The 22,076-nt window shown below is 38.6% G+C and carries 14 protein-coding genes and 2 pseudogenes; 4 read left to right on the top strand and 12 right to left on the bottom strand.

Features of this window, described 5'->3' with window-relative positions:
• Positions 1-661: 661 nt before the first annotated feature.
• From ArsFIN_RS01345 to ArsFIN_RS01295, 11 genes and pseudogenes are all read right to left on the bottom strand, one after another.
• Positions 662-1,465 (bottom strand): nitrilase-related carbon-nitrogen hydrolase, encoded by an 804-nt coding sequence (locus ArsFIN_RS01345; RefSeq protein WP_026823222.1) that lies wholly within the window; start codon positions 1,463-1,465, stop codon positions 662-664.
• The gene (locus tag ArsFIN_RS01340) at positions 1,422-2,762 is read right to left on the bottom strand and encodes a purine-cytosine permease family protein (RefSeq protein ID WP_051297058.1); all 1,341 of its coding nucleotides are present in this window, start codon (positions 2,760-2,762) and stop codon (positions 1,422-1,424) included. Before ArsFIN_RS01340 ends, ArsFIN_RS01345 begins: the two co-directional genes overlap by 44 nt.
• A gap of 21 nt (positions 2,763-2,783) precedes the next feature.
• Entirely contained in the window at positions 2,784-3,506 is a 723-nt protein-coding gene (locus ArsFIN_RS01335; RefSeq protein WP_081700671.1) for a PAS and helix-turn-helix domain-containing protein, read from the bottom strand.
• Positions 3,507-4,309: 803 nt separating this feature from the next.
• Positions 4,310-5,227: a restriction endonuclease gene (locus ArsFIN_RS01330; RefSeq protein ID WP_026823221.1), complete on the bottom strand. Its 918-nt coding sequence runs from the start codon at positions 5,225-5,227 to the stop codon at positions 4,310-4,312.
• Positions 5,228-5,607: 380 nt separating this feature from the next.
• Positions 5,608-6,999: pseudogene (locus ArsFIN_RS01325) on the bottom strand (M10 family metallopeptidase C-terminal domain-containing protein); the annotation flags it as partial.
• Between the two features lie 102 nt (positions 7,000-7,101).
• The gene (locus ArsFIN_RS01320; protein WP_051297055.1) at positions 7,102-7,548 is read right to left on the bottom strand and encodes a zinc metalloprotease; all 447 of its coding nucleotides are present in this window, start codon (positions 7,546-7,548) and stop codon (positions 7,102-7,104) included.
• Between the two features lie 547 nt (positions 7,549-8,095).
• Positions 8,096-9,463: an NCS2 family permease gene (locus tag ArsFIN_RS01315; protein ID WP_026823220.1), complete on the bottom strand. Its 1,368-nt coding sequence runs from the start codon at positions 9,461-9,463 to the stop codon at positions 8,096-8,098.
• Between the two features lie 371 nt (positions 9,464-9,834).
• On the bottom strand, positions 9,835-12,705 hold the full coding sequence (locus ArsFIN_RS01310) for a molybdopterin-dependent oxidoreductase Mo/Fe-S-binding subunit (protein ID WP_026823219.1): 2,871 nt from the start codon (positions 12,703-12,705) through the stop codon (positions 9,835-9,837).
• Entirely contained in the window at positions 12,702-13,481 is a 780-nt protein-coding gene (gene ygfM, locus ArsFIN_RS01305) for a molybdopterin-dependent oxidoreductase FAD-binding subunit (RefSeq protein WP_026823218.1), read from the bottom strand. Before ygfM ends, ArsFIN_RS01310 begins: the two co-directional genes overlap by 4 nt.
• Positions 13,482-13,521: 40 nt before the next feature.
• Positions 13,522-14,844, bottom strand: coding sequence for a putative aminohydrolase SsnA (ssnA, locus tag ArsFIN_RS01300; RefSeq protein ID WP_026823217.1), 1,323 nt, complete (start codon positions 14,842-14,844; stop codon positions 13,522-13,524).
• Positions 14,845-14,846: 2 nt separating this feature from the next.
• Positions 14,847-15,413: pseudogene (locus ArsFIN_RS01295) on the bottom strand (putative selenate reductase subunit YgfK); the annotation flags it as partial.
• Between the two features lie 66 nt (positions 15,414-15,479).
• On the opposite strand from ArsFIN_RS01295, the gene ArsFIN_RS01290 reads away from it, so the two are divergent.
• Positions 15,480-16,639 (top strand): IS3 family transposase gene (locus tag ArsFIN_RS01290; RefSeq protein ID WP_135677411.1). Its coding sequence is split into 2 segments (ribosomal slippage): positions 15,480-15,759 and positions 15,759-16,639, totalling 1,161 coding nucleotides; the frame shifts between segments, so codons are not numbered across the junction.
• A gap of 45 nt (positions 16,640-16,684) precedes the next feature.
• Positions 16,685-19,147 carry a response regulator gene (locus ArsFIN_RS01285; RefSeq protein ID WP_051297071.1) on the top strand — a complete coding sequence of 821 codons (2,463 nt, stop codon included), beginning with the start codon at positions 16,685-16,687 and terminating at the stop codon, positions 19,145-19,147.
• A 354-nt stretch (positions 19,148-19,501) separates the two neighbouring features.
• On the opposite strand, the gene ArsFIN_RS01280 is transcribed toward ArsFIN_RS01285, so the two are convergent.
• Entirely contained in the window at positions 19,502-20,467 is a 966-nt protein-coding gene (locus ArsFIN_RS01280; protein WP_026823353.1) for a hypothetical protein, read from the bottom strand.
• Between the two features lie 693 nt (positions 20,468-21,160).
• On the opposite strand from ArsFIN_RS01280, the gene sctR reads away from it, so the two are divergent.
• Complete coding sequence (gene sctR, locus ArsFIN_RS01275; protein ID WP_026823354.1) at positions 21,161-21,811, top strand: type III secretion system export apparatus subunit SctR; 651 nt, start codon at positions 21,161-21,163, stop codon at positions 21,809-21,811.
• Entirely contained in the window at positions 21,808-22,068 is a 261-nt protein-coding gene (locus ArsFIN_RS01270; RefSeq protein ID WP_026823355.1) for an EscS/YscS/HrcS family type III secretion system export apparatus protein, read from the top strand. The genes sctR and ArsFIN_RS01270 overlap by 4 nt, the downstream gene beginning before the upstream one ends.
• Positions 22,069-22,076: the final 8 nt, after the last annotated feature.

Raw genomic sequence — 22,076 nt, 5'->3', positions numbered from 1 at the left:
AATCTATAGAGACGACAAAGCTTAGAAATAAACTGAAAAATCAACTACTGCTGGAGGATTATATTTACGTGCAAACCTAAAATTAAAACCTAACCCACTTACCTATACAACCTGATCAAAAAGAGATCAAATCATTAAGATTGATTGAGTAGTGCTATTTTTTAGTAATCAAAAAGCTAACTTTTATTTAATCATGCGAGATAAAAAATCAAGATATTAGAGCAGTTTTTTTGTATCAAATTATTTAGTACTGTTATTTAACCAATCAAATTGTTAGATAAGCAGTGTTATAGATATCGTAAAGATGAATATCCAGAAATTTCTTTTTGCCATGGTTATTATAAATATGATGTTATTAATAAATATTTATAAATTAAAATAAATAAATTATATTTAATTTGATTAGAGAAAATAAATAATAAATATAAGTTATAATAAAGATTGATTTTTAATCTTTATTATTTTTGTTTTTTGTGGTAACGAATTTAATAGGTAGGCTATTTTTTATAATATAAATAGAAAATTTAAATAGCCAAAAGCAATAATATGCATTTTAGCTATTAATTTATAAATAATTATATTAATTTTATTATGTTTTTATGCTCTACATATACTACAGTGTAAAAATATGAAAGCGATACAAGAGAACACTTTTAGATGATTATAAATAAGGCATATAGCTTGGTTTTTTATCCGTTAAATATTTTAATGATTTTCTTATCTCTTTTTGCATAGTTAAATCTATTTCATAACAGAGAGTATCCTCTGCTTTTTCCGAAGCGTTGGCAATAACTCTTCCTCTTGGGTCAATAATTCGACTACCACCGAATAGATTAATATCACCTTTATTTCCCCATCGATTGACTGCTACTAAATGCGTGGTATTTTCTAGTGCGCGACAAGGTGTGTTTATATACCAAATATCTTTATCTTGTTTTGACCAAGCTGATGGCATAAATAAAATATCTGCCTGTTTAGTTGCCAGAATTCTGGCAACTTCGGGAAATCCTGCATCGTAACAAATCATTATGCCAATACGACAGATACCAATATCAAAAACCGGCAAGCTATCACCGGGTGTAAACCATCGCTTTTCATTATCAAATAGATGCATTTTTCGATATACAGCTAACCAGTTTTCTCTATTGGGTATCCAAATACCGGCAGAATTATAAATTTTACCGGTTGTATCATCTCGCTCTATAAAACCGCAAATAATGACTAAATTAAGTTTGCTGGATAATTGGCTAAATAGCTTATCTGTCTGTTCATTTTCCGTTTCACTCAGTGAATAATATTGCTCACCGAGTAATGATGGTGAATATCCAGTAGTCGCTAATTCAGGAAAACAAATAATTTGCCCATCATTTTCCTTGGCTCGATAGCAATAATTTTCTAAACATTGTAAATTTTTTTCCTTGTCACCTAAAATTGCGTCCGTCTGAGCTATTGAAACCTTGATCATTTTTTATCTCTCTGGGTATTTTATTGAAAAATCGCTTTAAAATAGATAAGCAGAAATATATCACAGCAGAGATAAATATCGAATTAACTGATGGGATTCCCATAGTCATAGTCATTCCGGCAATAGAGCCTAAAGCCCAAGCGATGAGAGAGGTGTAATTTATCAATGGTGTCGCAGCATTATTTGGCAGCTTGCCTTCTTCACGCGTCGAATCAAGCAAATCTCTATTAGTACGCAGGATATAGTAGTCAGTGAGCATAATTCCCGCTATTGGTGGGAAAATAACGCCAGCTATTATTAAGAATTCAACAAAATTGTCTAAGATACCGATAACGGTAAAGAAAGTGCCTATACTGCCAGCGATTAGCGTTAATGTAACATAATTGATTTTTTTACCGGTTATAGATTCAATTACATTGCTCATGCTAAGAGAGACACAATAAAGATTAATATCATTTATTTTGATCACCGCTAGGATGGTACAAATTACGCCGATCCAGCCTGCATTTTGTATAAGGATATTAACCACATCATCGGTACCCATCGCTTTAGCGATCAAGATAGAGACGCCATTAACAATAAATTCACCAACAATAATGGAAATTGTTAACATCCAAAAAACATCTTTTGAAGTCTGACAATATCGGCTAATGTCAGGGGTTGTTAACATTGCCACAATACAGCCACCGGCGACCATGGTTGCCCCAGCGCTTAAGGTCATCGTGTCCTTCTCTGCTGGAATAATATTGATTAATGCTTGAATGTCCATTGCCGTTAATGTATTAAATGTTACCCAAATCATAACCGCAAAAAATAAAGGTACCGCTATTTTGGCGGTTAGGCTTAATCCTTTGAATCCAAAAGCAACTAATACGGTAATAAATAGGCCTGAAATGGTGGCACACCAACCGAAATCAAGCTTGCCATTTAATGCATATTCTAATGCTTTGGCACAAACGCCATTTTGTACACCGAACCAGCCGAGCGAACTTATTGCAATAGCAAATCCAATCATGGCAGAGCCTATTCGGCCAAAGCCACACCATCTTGACAACATACTGGTCGGTAATCCTTCCCGACATCCGATAAGTCCCAATCCTAGGCCTATAAACTCAAGAATTAAGCTACCCAGTAGCGTTGCTAACATTGCCTGCCAAAATGTCATTGCATGGCCTAATGTTGCACCCAGGATAAACTGCGAGAGTGAGGTATTGGCGCCGATACGAATTAAAACAACAGAAAATAAATCAGAGCGTGCTAAAGGTGGAATCCTTTCAAGTGAGTGTTCTTTGTCCATATCTATATTTCTCTATATTATTTAGTTAAATAAATAGCTGCGGGGTCTGAGGAATCGCATCGGTATTTTATTATGAATATTTTTATTAATACAATATTCTATAAGTTGTTCCCGAAAGCTAATCCCCAATTTTTGGTAGATAGATTGTAATTTGTTGTTAACGGTATGATAACTAACACAAAGTATTTTAGAAATTTCTTTTGGGTTAAATGAATGTGCGACAAGAAACATAACTTCAAATTCTTTTTTGGTAAATTTAGTTTCAATGTGACAATCTGTTGCTGTTGTATCATTAATTTTACCAAAATTTTTAAATATCCTAAAAGGGAGTAATTCCATTTTTCTTGAATGAAATATAACGCCAACACACTCTCCGTCAATAATAAACGGGAATTTTTCACAAACGTAAGGTTGTAATAACGAATCTTCGCCATAAGGATAAATATCAATCGAAACAATATTTCTTTTTTGTTTCAAGGTTTCAAAATCATGGGCTTGAAAATATTCTGAGAATTCAGAAATGGCATGGGGTATTTCGCTATCTGTTTTGCCGTATAAGTCAAAATTTGTCGGTAAGTTAAATAACCGATAGTTTTGTGGATTACTATAAAAATGAATAGATTGGTCGCCGTCAAAAACTTTTATTCCCCACGGATCACTATTGTTTTCAAACATAGCAATCAGCTGAGGTGATATTTTCACATCCATTATTTCCTCCCGCCGATAGGACTCAATAATACTCATGAATTACCTATAAATAATCTATTTATTCCTTGTAGGATAGCGTCTTAATATAAATAAATTCTGGACATAATGGAAATTTTTCTAATAAATTATTTGTTTGTTATTGCAGCAAATTGATATAACATTTTGTTTTTATTGATTTATTTTTTTAATAAAACAGTTAATCTAGCATTAGGCAGATTAATGAATTTATCTGAATAATCAAAATAATCCATTGCTTAAATTTCAGCCATATAAATACCTATCTAATAAGCAATATGAATAAAAAAATAATGCGATCGCCGATTAAAAAATAGCAATAAAAAGTCACTATCTATTACCTTTAGCAAGATCAGACGACTATAAAATTTAGTTTTTTATTATCTGCAATACCGATGGAAATAAAATATTAACTAAAATCTGATAAAAAATATTAACAAGCACTCATGATAAGTGAGCAGTGAATTAGTATTCTGCCCATGTCTGCTTAATAAAATAATGGCTAATTGCGTAAATAAGAAATAACGTTATTTGTGATATAGCGGGGGGGTATTTACATTTATTACATAAAACTGAATAAAAACTCCAGATAAAATAAATATGATGCAATTATTTTAGCGGTTGATACCAATAGGCAACAAAAAAATAGCTTAATGAAAAATAATTATATGGTAGCAAGGTAAACTGGGCTAGCGGTTGGTTTTTTCTAATTTTAAGTTAGGTTTGTTTCATGCCACAGTCAAATGTTAGGGGCGCATTGGAATATTGCTTGATTTTTTAATCTTAACATTTTAAGTCAGTCAGGATAAGGTTAGATAACTGACTTATTCAAAATAATCGGTATCTATTTTTGGTAATTTTATAATTCTGGAACTTACGCCAATTTCATTATCTATCATCAGATTTACTAAACGGTTACCATCAACAAGTACCATTCCTGCAACCGATTTTGCAAAGTTTACAGCGTGCGTCGTGAATGAGGATGTTGTAATAAATATGCCTCTTTTGGCTTTTTGCTCCGCTAGAGCACCATAGAAGGTTTGTAAATCAGGCCTACCAACAGTAGATTGCCAGCGTTTAGCTTGCACATAGATTTTTTCTAATCCAAGTTTATCTAATGAAATGATTCCATCAATGCCACCATCCCCGCTATTACCAACGCGCTGTAAATCCTCACGATTAGCGCCATAACCGAGTTGGTGGAGAATGTCGAGAACAATGATTTCAAAGCGGTTAGGAGAGACTTGTAGGAGGTTATTGAGTAGTTCTTCAGCAACAGCATGACGAATTTCTTGATAGGCATCATCAAGTCGATCATCAGGGCTGCTGGTTTCATAAGCAGTAATCTTTGTTGATGGAGGAATATTAGTATTTAGTGGCGTAATATCTGTATTGTTTTTAAGGGAAATATCGACGAAATCAAAAGTAATATGATCAATCAGTTTTTTATCTAAAGGAGAGGGGTGTTGCACAGCCCATTGAAAACCTTTGTCGGTTAAACACCATTTTCCGCGAGATAGACTTTGAGAAAGTCCGGCTCTTTTCAGACGATCGTGTGCCCATCCGGCTCGGTTTTTATAAATGAGTTGACCACTGGCGATAAATTTAGCACGTTGTTCATCGTTTAGCCCCAGAAAATCAGCAGCGTATTCGTGTACTTCTTTTGCCGGTAGCCCGTTTGGATACTTTTGTAGAACTCTCAATACCGGCTCAATGAATTTGTCATAAGTAGGTACTGACATAGGATCCTCTTAACTAACATGTCCAATAGAAATAGCTGATAATCGATAGTAAGTTGTCTAATTTTACTATTTGCCCACTAAAGTAAATTATGATTGGCGGTGGTTGCTTTCAATTACCAAATGAGCATTTCATGGCTAGCAAAGTCAGCTAAAGCATAGCTCTACTTTTTCATCTTATTTATAAGTCGCCGAGCACGTTATTTTACCCTGCTAAAGGTAAGCTAACCAGTAAAATAGATCAATTTCTCTCATCATATAGCCGTAAAAATAACCGTAATGGCTATTATTAATACGGCCAGCAAGGAAGGTATTTTTTGCCAAGAGGGGAATTAATCACAGCAGCATCCAAAAAACGGTGAGCCAAGCTCACCGTTTTACAATTATGCCAGCATAAAATCGCTTTCTTTGACAACGCCATAGATATCCAGCGCAAAATCGGGAGTGTCATCATTGTCAGCATTTAACTCCAGGTGACTTAAGTTAAATTCCTTATCATAAGTCAATTGCATTTCGCCGATTTTTTGCGGCAGGTGGTCGACCAAATGGGGGAGAATACGGTAATGGTCAGCATTAAGCAATATAATGCCAGACAGATCAATTTTATCAATGCCGGTTTCAAAATCCATGATTACATCTGGATTGCTAAAAGGCGAATCTTCGATGCTGGCAAAAACAAAGATATCTTTGTCGCTACTATTGCTAATTTTTGACGCTTTTTTGTCATTGTAATAATAGAAACTATTATTACCCCCACTATAATTATCAATAATCGGGTTAGCATTGTCTGGTTGCCAAAAGAATGTTGCTGGTTGTTTACAGTAACCATAGTTGTTGTTATTGCAATAACCTTGTTGATTAGGGTAGGCGGCATTATAAAACATATTGTTGCCGTAATATTGCCAAGGCGAGTTATAGCTATAAGTAAAGCCATTGAACATTGGTGCTGAATAATATGATGAAAGATAACCATTATTGTTGCACGATGGCTTTGTCCAAGGACAGTAAGAATTTCCGTTGTATTCTGCCCATGGTGAGGTTGTCCAGCAAGGATTGGTGACGTCATTATCATAAGAATCGTCTAGCGGCACTTGATCATCAATCGGATCGTCCACTTCGTTAGTTAGTGAGTCATCAGTTAGTGAGCCATCTGTTTTTTTGTTGGGCGCGATAGCATTACCATTGCCACCCCATAACATATCTCTGCCTTTGCCGCCATAGATGATATCGTCACCCTTACCCCCTTCAAGGATATTGTCAGCATCGTTGCCGACAATCACGTCATTACCCAAACCGCCTATCGCATTTTCAATCGTAGTGTGCTGCGCGATGGAAACATTGGCTTTTAAGCCACCAACATCGGAAAAAGAACCTTCATTTAAGTTAATGCGTTGATTTTGAGAATATTTGGAAAAATCTAGGGTGTCGTTACCGCCGCCATCCCAGACACAAAAAATCGCTTTCTGGTTTCTGTCGGTGAGGGTATAAAAATCTCTATCGGTGTTGGAGTTAAATCCGTAAACGTTATTGTCAGTTCGAGTGGTAGTATTGGCGCCATGAATTTTTTGGATGGCGGCAATATCATGCAGTAGTGGCGCAGCAGAGTAATGAAAGTGGTTGTCACCGCCGGTTTCAGCTTCCGACCAATAACTCATGACACTGAATTGACGTGAGTCTTCCTTATATTGAGCATTGTATTGATAACCGCCATTCATAGAATTATAGTCACCGGGATGGGGTAATCCTAATGCGTGTCCTACTTCATGAATATAAGTGCTACGGCCATACTCTCCTAGCGTGGGGTGTTTTAGGTTGGAAGTACTATTGCTGTTGCACCAGACGGTATTTTTGATATTGGTATCGAAACTATTAGTAGCCTAATTCCAATGGGAGGATGTGTTGATCTGGGTATGGGCTTGCTCAGACACGTAACCATCATAATAACCAAAGTCGATCATGGCCTTTTCCCTCGAATCGACTTTAACCAGTTTTATATTAGCCACATCTTCCCAGGCTTGTAAGGCAAGTTTGGCCTGTTTTTGCTGATATGGGGTTAGGCCTTTTGGGTTATAGACACCTTGATATGATCCTGGCGAATGTTTTTGCCAATTGGTAAAAGTGTAAGTAATCGTTAACGGTTCACTGTTTGTATGTTTTTTTGCCCATTCTTGATTATAAGCGTCTCTTGAGAGATGTTCTGCCGCTTTATCGATATCGTAAGATGGTTTGTTGTTGTAAATTAATTGAGCATTATTTTTTTGATAATTAAGTAAATTTTTAACGCTGTTCCACCCTTTATTTTTTCCATATAAGAAATTATCCATAATTCTAACTGTCTCCAATTTATAAATTAAAAACTATTAATTTTTGATTGCTCCCTTTCGTGCTTATGAGGTTTCTTATTTTATAATTATTGCTATTGATAAGCCGTAATCTGGAACCCTTTTGCTTTCTGTTTGTAGATTTGAATGGTTAAAAATTGTTATTAAAATGCGCTCTTAATAGCTTAAATACGGGCAACCTATTGGACGATTAAGCCACCGTTAGCGAATAAAAACTTATCATCAAATTGTTTCTATTTTTAGATTAAAATAATATCTTTTTTATCCTATTGATTAACAAAATAACCAAGCTGGTCAGACCTTATTTTATTTTATTAATCAATGGCTTATAACAATAATATACGCACATTTAGAGTGTGGTTATCGCTGCCAGGCTTGTGAAATGGTCAGTTTGAACAAAAATTGACACATAAAGTGACTGCAGATTTGATTTTAATATGGATAATAATCTGTAATATTGTTGCGATAACAAAGTCCTTCAGCCAGCGAGAAGATTTTTCCGAATCTGCCAGAAGATTCGGAAAAAAAATTAAATCGCTAAGCCACCATAGTAAAAAATGACCAATAGCAGGGTTAGGATCAGGGTGCTGGTATTGAGCCGATGCCATTCTTTGGCAAAAATACGGCCGATAACCAGCGTCATAAAGCCAAACATGAGCCCCGTTGCGATATTGCAAGTGAAAACAATAAAAACCGCGCATACTAAGCCAGACATGGTGTCAACAAAATCGTTGCCGTTGAGTTTTGACACATTCTGTAGCATCAGCAAGCCAATATACATTAGCGCTGGCGCGGTGGCGTAATGAGGAATTAACCGTGATAGCGGCGCTAAAAATATCATCAATAAAAAAAGCATACCAACCATCACGGCGGTTAAGCCGGTTTTGCCGCCAGCGGCTGTGCCTGTGGTTGATTCTAGATATACCGCAGCGGGGGATGTGCCCATTAAGCCAGCAAAAATCGCACTTAGCGAATCAACAGTAAATGCTTTTCCGCCATTGATAACTTTATCATCTTTATCCAGTAAGTTGGCTTGACTGGCTACTGCGCGTAGGGTGCCGGTCGCATCAAATATGGCGGTGATAATAAGTGCTAATGCATAGGGTAACATTTGCGGCTGTAAGGCAGCACCAATGTTCAGACTAAAAGTTAGTGATTGTCCACTATTATCTGTCAGTTTGGGTAGGGCAAATAAGCCTTGAAATTGGATGTTGGGATCAAATATCAGTCCGACAATAGAGATGCCAACAATTACCAATAAAATGCTGCCTGGTATGCGGTGTTTTTCTAGACCAAAAATAATAGCCAGGCCTACTAGTGACATAATGGCAGGGAATGAGGTAAAAGCGCCAAGGGCAACGGGTAATCCAGTTTGCGGATTTTTGCTAATTAATCCAACGCCATTAGCGGCAATAAGGAGAATAAACAGTCCGATGCCGATAGCGGTACCATGAGCAATCCCTTGCGGTAAATTGCGTAATATCCAGGTATGGATGCCGGCGATTGAGATAATGGCAAGAAAAACCCCCATGACGAAAACAATGCCAAGTACAATTGGAATACTAATTTGTTGTCCTAGTACCAGACTGAAAGCGGTAAACGCGCACATTGAAGTGGTGCAGCCTATCGCCATCGGTAAGTTTGCCCATAGCCCCATCCATAATGAACCAAGACCGGCAACTAAACAGACGACAGTGAAGGTGGTGTCAGGTGGAAAACCCGCCTGGCTCAACATGTTTGGAATAACAATTACCGAATAAACCATGGCTAGAAAAGTGGTGATGCCCGCTAAAATTTCCTGGCGAACATTGCTGTTACGTTCAGTAATTTTGAAAAATGTTGCCAGCGCTGTTGTCGTCTGTGTTTCGCTTGGTGCCTCTGGTAAATTGGTAGACATAGTGATGACCTCTTATAGTGATTAGCTGAAAGGCGATGAGTTTGCGAGTGAACAATTTAATGTGTCGTTTAGCCGCGTTAGGCAGTTTTTAGTCATCCCGTTGCGAGTTTGAGCAAATAGGCGCAGGATGGAGGTGTTATTAATCGGATCGCATGAGTGGTGAAGGCGTTTGAGTCATTTAGGTTATTTTTATCCATCGTAGCAGACCTATTTTTTATAGTGACAATCTGAGCTGATTTTGCTGCTGGCTGGTGAGCAAAAAATGACCATATTCGCTTGCTACGGTTATTTGTCAGCTAAGTGAAGCGGATTAAAATAGTTAATTGATTGTTGTAGGGTGAGTGAGAGGCTGTTTGAGCAGCCTCAATCAATTACAATTTTCCTAAGGCAGTTAATATTTTCTCTGGCGTAAATGGCCAATCCCGTAACCAAATATGACAGGCATCATGGATCGCAGTGGCGATAGCCGGTGCGGCGCCATTAACGCCAATTTCCGAGATAGATTTGGCACCAAACGGCCCAACCGGGTCGTCACTGGGAACCAGAAAAGCGCCAAAGTCCGCCGGAATATCACCGATTTTTGGTGCGCCGTAGCTGCGGAGATCACGCGTTAGAGGAATACCTTGGCTATCATATTGGATCTCTTCGGTTAGGCTGTGACCGATGGCGCGTAATGTTGCACCATAAATTTGACCAAGCGCTAAATCCGGGTTAATCGGGGTGCCACAATCGAGCAGGGCGTAGAATTTGTTAAGCCGAATTTGGCCAGTGCGTAGATTGACTGCGACTTCGGCAAAATTGGCACCAAATGGAAAGGCAAAATCATTGGTGACATAGCTAGCGGTTGCTACCAGTACACCAAATCCAGTGCCAGTTTCCGCTTGATGGGCGATTTGGCCATAACTGATTTGACCCTGTTTACCACGGATGATACCTGGATAAGTCAGAGAAACATCTTCTTTGGGTTCGTTGAGTAATTGAGCACCGTAAAAAAGTATTTTTTCGCGTAAATTTTCCGCCGCTTTTTTGGCCGCATTACCTGAGAAGCAGGTACCGGATGAGGCATAAGCGCCTTTATCAAACAGAGCGTGATCGGTATCGCCAGAGATGACATGGATTTCGTTCAGCGGGCAGCATAATACTTCGGCACACAGTTTTGCCAGCACGGTATCTAAACCGGTACCAATATCGGCACCGCCAGAATGGACAATAAAAGTGCCGTCAGATTCTAGCTTGATCATGCAATTTGCCTGATCAATTTCCGGAATACCTGATTTTTGCATAATAATGGCCACACCTTTACCGATCCGCCAATCGTCGGCAACGGGTTTCGGCCCATGCCAGTCAATTAATTGGCGTCCTTTAGCCAGGATCGGTGCTAAGGCACAACTGGCGGCAGTTGGGGCGTTGGTGGGTGTTTTTCCTTCGCCGATGGCACCGAGGATCTTCAACTCTTGACCTTCTTGTACCCGATTAAGTTCAATCATATCCAGTTGATCAATACCTAATTTTTCCGCCAATTCAGCCATCGCCATTGTGAGCGCATAATTACCTTTTGGCGCACCATAGCCTTGATAAGCACCGGCCGGGCAGATATTACTGTAGTAAGTGGTGACTTGAAAATTAACATTGTCGCAGGGGTAGAGAGGCAGTGATAGCGCCGGGCCATTACTGGGTACGGTTAGCGCATGATTGCCATAGGGGCCCGTATTAGCGCGGAAATTCATGTCAATCGCGGTAAGTTTTCCCTCTTTGGTGGCACCCAGTTTAACGGTTACCTTCGCCACGTGGCGTGAGGTATTGGCAATAAACTCTTCTTCACGGCTATAACGGAAGTAGACTGGTCTGCCCGTTACGCAGGTCGCCCAAGCACAAACTTCTTCTAACAATATATCTTGTTTGGAACCAAAGCCGCCCCCGACGCGTTCTTTAATGACATGGACTTTATGCTGTTTTAGCCCGACGATACGTGCAACTTGGCGGCGTAGGTGCCAGGGGACTTGGGTTGAGGCATGGATCACTAAGCGATCACCGTCCATATAGCTATAGCAAATGTGTGGCTCGGCAGGGCATTGCTGTACCTGTTTAGATTGATAGGTACGTTCGATAATCATATCGGCTTTAGCAAAACCATCAGCAATATCACCGATGCTACCATGAATACTGGCCGCAATATTGTTGACCGGGCGGGCACCGATCGGGAAGTTGATAAACATCTGCTCGCCACGTTTTATGGCGTGTTGATTTTGTTGTGCCAGATCAGCGGGAGCGCCGTTGATATAGACAACCGGTTCATCGTGGACAATTGGGGCATCTTCTGCCATCGCTTCGTCAATCGACATGACCGGTTTTAATACGTCATATTCCACGTCGATAAGTTTTAACGCCGCTAAGGCAATCTCCTCATTTTCTGCCACGACGGCAGCTACCCGATCGCCAACATGGCGTAGTTTTTTGCCAAACATGCGGCGATCAAGGGGAGAGGGTTCCGGCGCACTTTGTCCGCCAGGAGTGTAGTAGATATCTGGACAGTTAAGGTAGGTAATGACATGGATTACGCCAGGTAAGACTTCGGCTTTGCTGACATTAAGTTGACTGATGACAGCATGGGCATGCGGGCTGCGTAGCATTTTTATTACACAGGCGTTGTGGGCAATGCGATCTTCGACGTAGCAGGGTTTAGCTTGCACCATTTTGGCCGCGTCTGTTTTAGGATGGATTTTGCCGATTAGGGCCAAATCGTCGCGGAAAATAGGGGCAACGGTTATCTGGTGAGCAGGATCGAGCAGCCGGTTTTTGGCTAAATCGACGACCGTATAAAACTGTTGGTAACCGGCATCGCGACTGAATAAACCAGGTAGTGCGTCATCGATCTGTTCACGATCAGGATCAGCGATGCGATTTAGCAAATCAGTGATAATCAAGGCCGCAGCGGGATCATTGTAGCCAGATTGCACAATGCCGACATCGATCATGGCTTGCTGCACAATACTCAATTGATCCCAACTAGCCAGTGATTCCGCAGTCATAATGGTGGCGTTATCCAGTTGAGCAGCGATCAGTAGGGAAGCATTATGAATGGTATGATTAAACAAGATAGCATCAGAGCCAGCAAAGCCAAATCCATCATCACTATTACGGACTGAATGCATGCCAAGATTGAAAAGTAGTTGCTGAACATTGTCACCTGCTCTGCATTCCAATTCTTTGGGGCAGCCATTTAGCGTGAAACGAACCCTCATTTGCTTCTCTCCTCTTTTTGCCGGCAATCGGTCAACAGATCAGCTATTAAAATACCAGCAATGTAACGTTGGTATGCTGCACTTCCTAACAAGTTATCGACTGGCCGTATGGCATTACTGACCGCTTTCTCCAGCTCTTCTCCTTGCAATGCTAATGATTCGATAGCAGGCAACCGGCGCGCTTTTTCACCGACACCATCTAGGGCAATGCGGTATTGTTGCTTATCAGTGATAGCCACTGCTGCCGTAATCACTGACCAGCCGGCGGCTGAGTGACTGATTTTGCGGGTGGCGCAATGGCGAAAAGGTTTTTTGATAATAATTTCACTTAACAGTCGATCATCGGGGGTGGCCAAATAATCTTCCAGACTTAAAATTTGCCCATCGGCACAGACTACTTCTGTATCTAACACCAGTAAAACCGGAAGTAGTAACGACTCTGTTTGTTGAGCGGCGATCTCGCCGCCCATCGTAGATTGGTTGCGTAGATGGCGAGAGTAGATAAACCCTAACGCATTATACAGTGCTTGAGGAATAGAGGGCATATCGCGTAATTGCTGTAGCTTCGTTAATACGCCAATACGTAATGTGCCGTTATCCCAATCAACATTATTCATCGGCAAATTTTGTAGCGAAATGGCTATTTTGCGTTCAGTTTTAGTCGGGGTGGCATTTAATTTGCTGCCACCCGCAAACCAGACCGCCTGATGTTGAAAACGGCGTTTAAGATCCATTGCCTGTTCAATGGTGGTTGGTCGGAAAAATTGCTCAATCATAATCCACCTGTTAATCGCTATTTTTTGTTGTGTTAGGTTTTTATTGCAGTGTGTCCATGCGCTGCCACAATTTAGCGGCAACTTTTCTGGCTTCAGCGTAAATAGGTTGATGGTCGAAAGTAAATTGTCGATTTTCATACACCATAACCCCGTCAATCATTACACTATCAACACTGGCTGAACTTAAGCCAAAGGCCAGATGTCCTGGGATATTTTCTGCTTGCAGTGGTGTTGGTGCTGCATAATCGCAAATTGTTAAGTCAGCTTTATAACCACTTTCTAGCCGGCCAAATTGGGCATTAAAGTTGCGTGCCAGTAAGGTATTGCCACTCCATAGATAGCGAGTAAAACTATCTGGCCATAGTTTTCCGCCGGCATCGCGATGTTTAAAAAAGGCAAATTTCAACTCTTCAAACATATCTGAACCGATGCCATCTGTGCCTAAAGCGACATTATGATAATTAGCTAATTGCGCGTTATAGCCGACATGATTATTCATATTAGAGCGGGCGTTATGCACCAGAAAAGCATCGTTTTGGTTGAGGATCTGAATATCGTTGGGCGACAAATAGAGCCCGTGAGCAATTAAGGTTTTGTGATCGATAAGATCGTATTCAGCTAAACGGAGTAAGGGATCTTTACCGTACTTATCATGGCTATGGGAGACATCATAGTGATCTTCTGCCACATGAATGTGCAAACCGCGTTGGGTTTCTTTGATGGCGCTTTGTAATAGACCCAGTCCGTCATTGGATACGGTAAAAGGAGCATGAGCACCAATGTGGGCTTCTACCAGATAAGGCTCTTTGCCTTTCGTGCTATCAATATATTTGGCAAAGTTAATATTTTCTTCAATGCCAGCCTCAAGTTCAGCTAGGCCACCATTGCGATCAGTGGTTTCAAAGCAGGTCATGCCGCGTAATCCGGCTTTTAAAAAAGCGTTACGTAAAGTGTGTAGCGAGCCATGAATAAAATTGGGTGAGGCGTGATGATCGATAACGGCAGTACAGCCACTTTTAATTGCTTCCAGTGCGGAAATCAAGCCACTATAGTAAAGTGCTTCTTCATCCAGCGCTCTGTCCAGTCGCCACCATAGATTTTTTAAAGTAGAAATAAAATCTGGGCAAGAAGGGATTTGCGCTAGAGTGCCACGGGATAAGCCAGAATAGAAATGATTATGAGCGCAGACAATACCAGGCATAACAATGCGGCCATGCATCGATTTAATTTTTGCTGCGGGAAAACGGGCAGTCAAATTGGAGCCGATAGCCAGAATTTCGCTATCCTTAATGGCAATATCAATATTTTCTCTTATTCGGGCAGGCTCAAATTCTATCGCGGTGGCATTTTTTAAAATTAACATGATCAGGCCTCCACATCAGTTAATAGATATTGATGATGTTTGTGTACATGGCTAATGATTTGACACATGTTGTGCAGTTCAGGCGGTATTTTCTGAAATTGGCTGTCGTTATTGATGCGTAATAGCCAGGTTTGGCTATTGAGTCGGACAGAAATCCGATCGCCTTCGGCCCAGAAACCAGGATTTGTACTGTTGATGAAGTCCTCTTCCAGGCTAAAGATAGTCACCTTGTCTCGGTATGGTTTGCCTTGCCAGGGACAGAATTGCGCACAATTACCACACTCATTGCACATGGCATCTAAATGCAGCGTTTGGTAGCGATTTTGAAAGCCAGGTATAGCAATCGAAACATTGGCGCGATTTGGGCAGACATCAACACATTTACTGCAAATATAATTACATTCCAGACAGCGATTGGCTTCCTGTTCAACGAAAGTTTCACTATCTTGTTGGTCAACCAGGGTGACGGCAATTTGACCTTTACGCTGATAAAGATGTTGCGGATCAACGTTACTCCAGTATTTATTACCATGATGGCTATAAATATTTTCCCGTCGCAAAATGGTATTGTAGTGGTCTAATAAAACTGTAGAGATTTATAGCTTATAATTAAGCAAAATCTTATAGGTATAAATATGACCCGAAAAGTAAAAGTAACCTTTAGCGGAAAGCAAAAACTGGAATATGCAAAACTCATGGTTGAAGGTGGATATAGCAATATCCAAGTTGAAAAAATATCCGGTGCGGGTAAATCTGCCGTATCACGATGGAAGCAACAATATCTTGCCGAGTTAAATGGGAATACGCCTGTAAAATCAAAAGCGTTAACACCCGAGCAACAGCGCATACAAGAATTAGAAGTTCAACTTAAGCGTGCTCAGAGGGATAATGACATATTAAAAAAAGCCGCGGCTTACTTCATCCTCGACAATCAAAACTCAAAATCGTGAAGCAACTGAAAATCATGTACCCCAATTTTACGGTCACTGAGTTATGCCATCTTTTTGAAGTAAGCAGCAGTAGTTTTTATTATGAAACGAAAATACCGACAGTTGAAAATGAAAGACTGTGTGGCGAAATCAAACGTATTTTTTATACATCGGGTCAAATTTATGGCAAAAGACGTATTCAAGCCGAGTTAAAGGGTTTAGGGCACCAAATTGGCACTTATAAAATATCGAACATCATGAAATTAAATCAATTAGTTGCAATTAGACCAACGAAAAAGCACTACTATCACTCATCGGGTAACGAACATCGATATGCCCCTAATTTGCTTAAACGACAATTTTCCCCTGAACAGCATAATCACTATTATGTCGGGGATATCACGTATATTAGACATCACTATGGGTGGAGCTATTTAGCCTGTGTGTTGGATTTAGCCACCAAAGAAATTATTGGTTATGCCTTATCAACAAAACCGGATTCGAAATTAGTGAAAGAAGCCTTAGATAACGCAATTGAACGGCAATTACCGGATACGACAAGTTTGATGTTCCATTCAGATCAAGGTTGCCAATATTCATCGGAGGAGTTTAGGGCGCACCTCTTTGAACGGAAAATAACTCAAAGCATGAGTCGGCGAGGTAATTGCCTCGATAATGCCGTGATGGAAAGATTTTTTAGGAGTTTAAAGACAGAAAGACTTAACCGTTTATCGTTTATGAATCATCAATCTGTTGTCTGTGAAGTTGAAAATTATATTCAGTTTTACAATTATTATCGACGCCATTCAACGATTGGTTATTTAACGCCACATCAAAAATATCATGAACTAAAAAATGCCGCTTAGATCTTCTACAGAATTTGTTGACCATTACACCCAGATAGATCCAGTTTGTCCCAGGTAGATCCACATTTATCGCACGTTTCCCTTTTAAATATCTCACGTCCTATCATACGTCATCGAAAAATTGTAGTGGTACGTGGTCACATATTATTGACAGAATTTGACCACGAACCTGATATTGAGTTGATTGAAGTTGAAAATATGGATAAGGCCATTGAAATGGTATTAGCGGGCGCGGCAGATGCGGCGTTAGATAATTTTGTGAGTGCAAACTATCTTCAGTCAAGTCGTTATGGTGATTCTATTTTAATCAACTCCCTCAATAGAGATTTATTACATGCCCGCTATGCAGTAGTTGCTGATTATGCACCCTTAGTTAATATTTTGAATAAAGCGATTGATGCGTTATCGCCAAAAGATCTGCGTTATTTACATCAGAAATGGTTATCACCGGTCACTTTTTTCACCTCTTATAGTGTATTACGTCTCTCTTCTTGGATAATTCTTTGGGGTAGTTTGTTATCCATGATCTCAATTACTTCAATATTTTGGGGTAGTTGGTTAACACGTCAGATCAGAAAGCGTAAAGCGGCAAAAAACGCGTTACAGAACTCATTAGCTTATTGGGAAACGTTGTTCAATACGATCCCTGCTCCAATGTTTGTCTGTGATCCTATCATGAATATTACGGCTGCCAATCCATGGTTTTTACATGAGATGGGGGATTTGCCACGTCAAAGGATCATTGGTCATTCGCTATTTTCACAAGGTTTTTTTCGACCCGATGACGAAGTAGAAATATTTACTCAATTTCTTAGTTGCTTATCCGGTGCGCCCGCCTATTTTTCTGATTGTTCAATTTCTATTCAAGGGCAAATGCGAGAAGTCTATTTATGGTTAGAGCATTACCGTGATGCAGAAGGCATTGTGCAGGGTATAATTGGTGGTTGGTTTGATATTACTGAGCGAAAATTATTGGCGCGAGAATTACGAACAGAACGTGATAAGGCGAAACGAGCGAGTAATGAAAAATCAGCTTTTTTAGCGCATATTAGCCATGAGATCCGCACGGCATTATATGTCATTATTGGTATATTGGAATTAGAGGTCAGACAATTACCGGAAAATGTACCTTTACATACCGCCAGTCGAGCTGCAAACTCTTTACTGGGTGTGATCGGTGATGTTTTGGATTTCACGCGTATTGAATCTGGCACGGTGACATTGAATTTACAGCCGGTTGCATTGTATGCCTTGTTGGAACAGTGTGCCGAACCTTTTTGTGCCATTGCTCAGGATAAAGGATTAGGTTTCACGCTTGAATTAACGATTCCCAAGCAAAATTATTATCTACTTGATGCCACCCGTATTACTCAAGTGATCAATAATTTGCTCAGTAATGCAGTTAAATTCACTGATGAAGGTTTCATTGCGTTAAGGGCAGGGCTACAACGCGTAGCGAACAGTGAAACCGAAATGCTCTCCTTATATGTGCAAGATACCGGTTGTGGTATCCCAGAACATATGTATAGTGAAATTTTACAGCCTTATGTCCAAGTGGAAGCGGATTCAAGGGGAACAGGTTTAGGATTACCAATATCAATCCAATTAATGGCGCTGATGGATGGAACGCTTACGTTACAAGCGGCTCCGGGTGGTGGCACGTTGGCACATATGGATTTACCGTTAAAACAGAGTGAGCTACAAGAAGAAGAAGCTTCTCCTACCCGAATTATCCAACCAGAATCACTCAATATCTTATTAGTTGATGATCTACCAGCCAATCTGCAAGTGCTATCTCTACAATTGGCTGCTTCTAAACACTGGGTAACCCTTGCTGAAGGTGCAGAGCAAGCATTAACGCTGATGGAAGAAAATTATTTTGATATGGTATTAACGGATTGTCAGATGCCAGGGATGAATGGTTATGAATTAACAAGGGTATTAAGAACATCATCAGCGCAACGTAATTTGCCGCCCCAAGTTATTTTGGGGTGTACCGCTAATGCATTTAGTTCAGAATTATCACTGTGCCTGGCTGCTGGTATGGATGGTGTACTGGTTAAACCATTAACACAAGATCACTTATTATCGGAAATTGCTCGATATTATCAGCTAGTTAATTCACAAAATGAACTCAGTTTTGATGGTATTAGTGCCTTAGCTAGTGGTGATAAACAGAAAGAATATCAATTATTACAAGCAATTTTGGAAGGAATAGAACAGGATCTGGCGACACTGCATAATTTAAGATCGACGGCGATAGATGAGGAAGCACTTTCACTACATGTGCATCGGATGAAAGGCGTATTTGCTTTATTATGCTATCAGCCTGCTTTACGCGTTTGCTGGCGGATTGAAAAAGGAGGATTTTGTGCTGATAGCCAAACCTTAGAAACGCTATTTTACTATACTGACACTTTTCGGGTGGCGGTTAATGGGCGTTTAAATGAGCATAATGATCTAGCCAAAACCAATACAATAGCATTATCAGAAAATAGTATGATATAGCGGAATAATAGCAGGAATTTGTTGATCACAGAGGGTGTATTAATCTATTTCATAATATTATAGTGTATATAACGATTAAATTGATAAGAAAGGGGGAATATTAACTTTCCCCCTGGCTATTATGTCTGTTAATCTCAATTAATTCGCATTTTTGTCTAGGCTGTAGCATAGAGACTGGCGAGTTATTTAATCTGCTACAGGGTTTCCTTTGCATGGCTTATTATTTTCGATGTGATATTTCATCTAGCATCGAGTTGGAATATAAACCAATTTAAAAATCGCCAATAAGTTTTTGGATTAACCTACCAGGTTTATATCCTTACTTATTTAGACGTTCACTAGCAATAGCGATAATTAAGAGATAATTCCCCATATTTTCAATTTTTGGCACCATAATCGATGTTCAGGTGAAAGCAATTTTAAAGGATCAAATGGATAAGGCTTTGGTGTTGCTTGCAGAAATAATTGTCGCACCATTGCGTGTAACCAAGCGGCCGCCGCAACATCTTCGAAGCCTTTTATTTTTTGCAAACGTAAAACTAAATTATGCAATTTTCCAAGTTTTACTTCATAACTCAATATCTCTTTTTGTTGCTGCTCATACCACTCAGGAAAAATGAATTTAGTTAATCGAGTAAATATATTTTTAGGTGGACGGCTTGCTTCTATAAGAGCATCTTTAATAATGGCAGTTGCATTTTTATTAGTTAATAATGGTAATGTTCTCTCTAATGGTGTCGGTAATAGTTCCAGATTATGAATAATTATTCCTTGTAATTTTCTATTATAGCTATGTAATTTTTTTAAATAGCTTTTTAGTTCATTAATATTTTGCTTTTCTATTATCGCTTCTAATTTAATATTTTCTACTTTTTTTATCTCTACTACCTTTTGTAAATGTATTTGATGATACATATTAGCCAGCTCTTCTGATAATGCAGCTAAGTTGGTCAAGTGTTGAAAATTTGCATACTGTAGCGTGATTTCAGCTTTCAGTTTTGCTGTTTCTGCGACTGGGTTATTATTTGAAACGTTTATTTGACTAGTTAATGTGTCATTGATAATAAATGTTTCAGTTTGTTCAGATAATTTTAATTTATTTTTCTTAAAAACAGATTGTTCTAATTGTGAAAATCCCTTAAATGCATTATTTGTATCAATCGTGATTACGTTAATGTTATGAATATATTTATTACATTTTTTATAAACATTAATTTTCCCTTTGTATTTTAATGACTTTTCTTTAGTTGCTTTAACTGCATTAAGCCTGGAGTCATTGATTGATAAGGGATTATTTGGTGTTGAAAGAATAAATGACATTATAATTTCCCTAGGTATAATTTATTTTTCTTAATAAACAACTTTGCTCCATGATATAGCAAAGTGAAGTTAGCAGTTGAATTTATACAGTTATATCCAGTAAACTACTGAGATTTTATAAAATTTTATTTCAAAGATAAAACAGAGAAATAGAGAAAAATTTTGTCGAAAGAGGTTAATTAATTGTTTGCATTAAATATTGATATTCTTTACTTCATTTTTATAATGATAAAGCCGTTTTAGGAAAATAACCCTATTTTTATATAACTAGTCTACGTTATAGAATAGTGCTTTGCTCAAGAAAACTAAATGCTTGTTTTTAAAGAATAGCAAAGCAATAAAAATTGACTACAAGCTTATAAAAAATTATTTTAAAATAAGTTGCAAATTATTTTTTATGGAAAATGAATTTTATATTTATGTTAAAAATATATTTAAAATATGTTTTTTATTATTTTATAAAATATATTTGGACTTTGTTGGTGATAACCAGTATGTTGTTTAACAAATTTATGAAAAATATATATCATTTTAAATAAATTACAGTAAATAATTATCATTTATTGAGACAAAGAGTTTTCAAAATTTTTATAAAACAGTTATTTTTTCTTTAACTGTTCTCAGGTATTTACCGGATATTTTCGCTTCATCGTACCATGGATACTCTATTTCTATAGAGTCAGTGGAGGTATTATGTCGTTATTTAATAATCCGATGCAATTAATTGTAGTGCTTTTTTGTTTATCCATAATGCCTTTGTTTGCAGTAATGGGAACTTCGTTTTTAAAAATTTCGATTGTTTTATCAATGTTACGCAATGCGTTAGGCATACAGCAAATTCCGCCTAATATGGCTATTTATGGTTTGGCATTAATATTAACTTTATTTACTATGGCACCCGTTGGTTTTGCAATTCGTGATAATATTAAAGCCCAGCCGATTGATTGGAATTCGGTTAATTCAATGGAACAAATTGATTCCTCCGTTATTACGCCATATAGAGATTTTTTGAAAAAAAATACCAGCGAAGAACAAATTAAATTTTTTACCCAAATAGGCTATAAAATTTGGCCTAAACAATATCAAACTTCATTATCTCCTAACTCTTTATTAGTCATGGTTCCTGCATTTACCATGAGTCAACTCATAGCCGCATTTAAAATTGGTTTTTTAATTTATCTCCCGTTTGTTGCGATCGATCTTATCGTTTCTAATGTTTTATTAGCAATGGGGATGATGATGGTCTCCCCAATGACAATCGCGCTTCCCTTTAAATTATTAATTTTTATTTTAATGGGTGGCTGGGACAAACTTATCGGTCAATTGATGGTGTCTTTTTCATGAATGAGTCCACCATAATTCATTTTACTTCGGAGTTGTTATGGATTGTGCTGCTGCTTTCATTACCAATTGTCATAGTAGCATCCATCACTGGGTTATTGGTGAGTATATTGCAAGCCCTCACACAAATCCAAGACCAGACATTGCAGTTTCTAATTAAATTAGTCGCTGTATGTATTACCTTGGCGGTAAGTTATCACTGGATGGGAAGTGCACTACTTAACTACGCTATTTTATCTTTTGATCAAATAGGTAAATAAGAGGATTA

Source organism: Arsenophonus nasoniae (assembly GCF_004768525.1).
GTDB lineage: Bacteria > Pseudomonadota > Gammaproteobacteria > Enterobacterales > Enterobacteriaceae > Arsenophonus > Arsenophonus nasoniae.
This window is presented reverse-complemented; position numbering and strand designations above follow the sequence as displayed.

Excerpts from the sequence above, each read along its gene's own strand:
- ArsFIN_RS01345 (WP_026823222.1), bottom strand. The coding sequence starts at position 1,465 with ATGATCAAGGTTTCAATAGCTCAGACGGACGCAATTTTAGGTGACAAG.
- ArsFIN_RS01340 (WP_051297058.1), bottom strand. The coding sequence starts at position 2,762 with ATGGACAAAGAACACTCACTTGAAAGGATTCCACCTTTAGCACGCTCT.
- ArsFIN_RS01335 (WP_081700671.1), bottom strand. The coding sequence starts at position 3,506 with ATGAGTATTATTGAGTCCTATCGGCGGGAGGAAATAATGGATGTGAAA.
- ArsFIN_RS01330 (WP_026823221.1), bottom strand. The coding sequence starts at position 5,227 with ATGTCAGTACCTACTTATGACAAATTCATTGAGCCGGTATTGAGAGTT.
- ArsFIN_RS01320 (WP_051297055.1), bottom strand. The coding sequence starts at position 7,548 with ATGGATAATTTCTTATATGGAAAAAATAAAGGGTGGAACAGCGTTAAA.
- ArsFIN_RS01315 (WP_026823220.1), bottom strand. The coding sequence starts at position 9,463 with ATGTCTACCAATTTACCAGAGGCACCAAGCGAAACACAGACGACAACA.
- ArsFIN_RS01310 (WP_026823219.1), bottom strand. The coding sequence starts at position 12,705 with ATGAGGGTTCGTTTCACGCTAAATGGCTGCCCCAAAGAATTGGAATGC.
- ygfM (WP_026823218.1), bottom strand. The coding sequence starts at position 13,481 with ATGATTGAGCAATTTTTCCGACCAACCACCATTGAACAGGCAATGGAT.
- ssnA (WP_026823217.1), bottom strand. The coding sequence starts at position 14,844 with ATGTTAATTTTAAAAAATGCCACCGCGATAGAATTTGAGCCTGCCCGA.
- ArsFIN_RS01280 (WP_026823353.1), bottom strand. The coding sequence starts at position 20,467 with ATGTCATTTATTCTTTCAACACCAAATAATCCCTTATCAATCAATGAC.
- sctR (WP_026823354.1), top strand. The coding sequence starts at position 21,161 with ATGTCGTTATTTAATAATCCGATGCAATTAATTGTAGTGCTTTTTTGT.
- ArsFIN_RS01270 (WP_026823355.1), top strand. The coding sequence starts at position 21,808 with ATGAATGAGTCCACCATAATTCATTTTACTTCGGAGTTGTTATGGATT.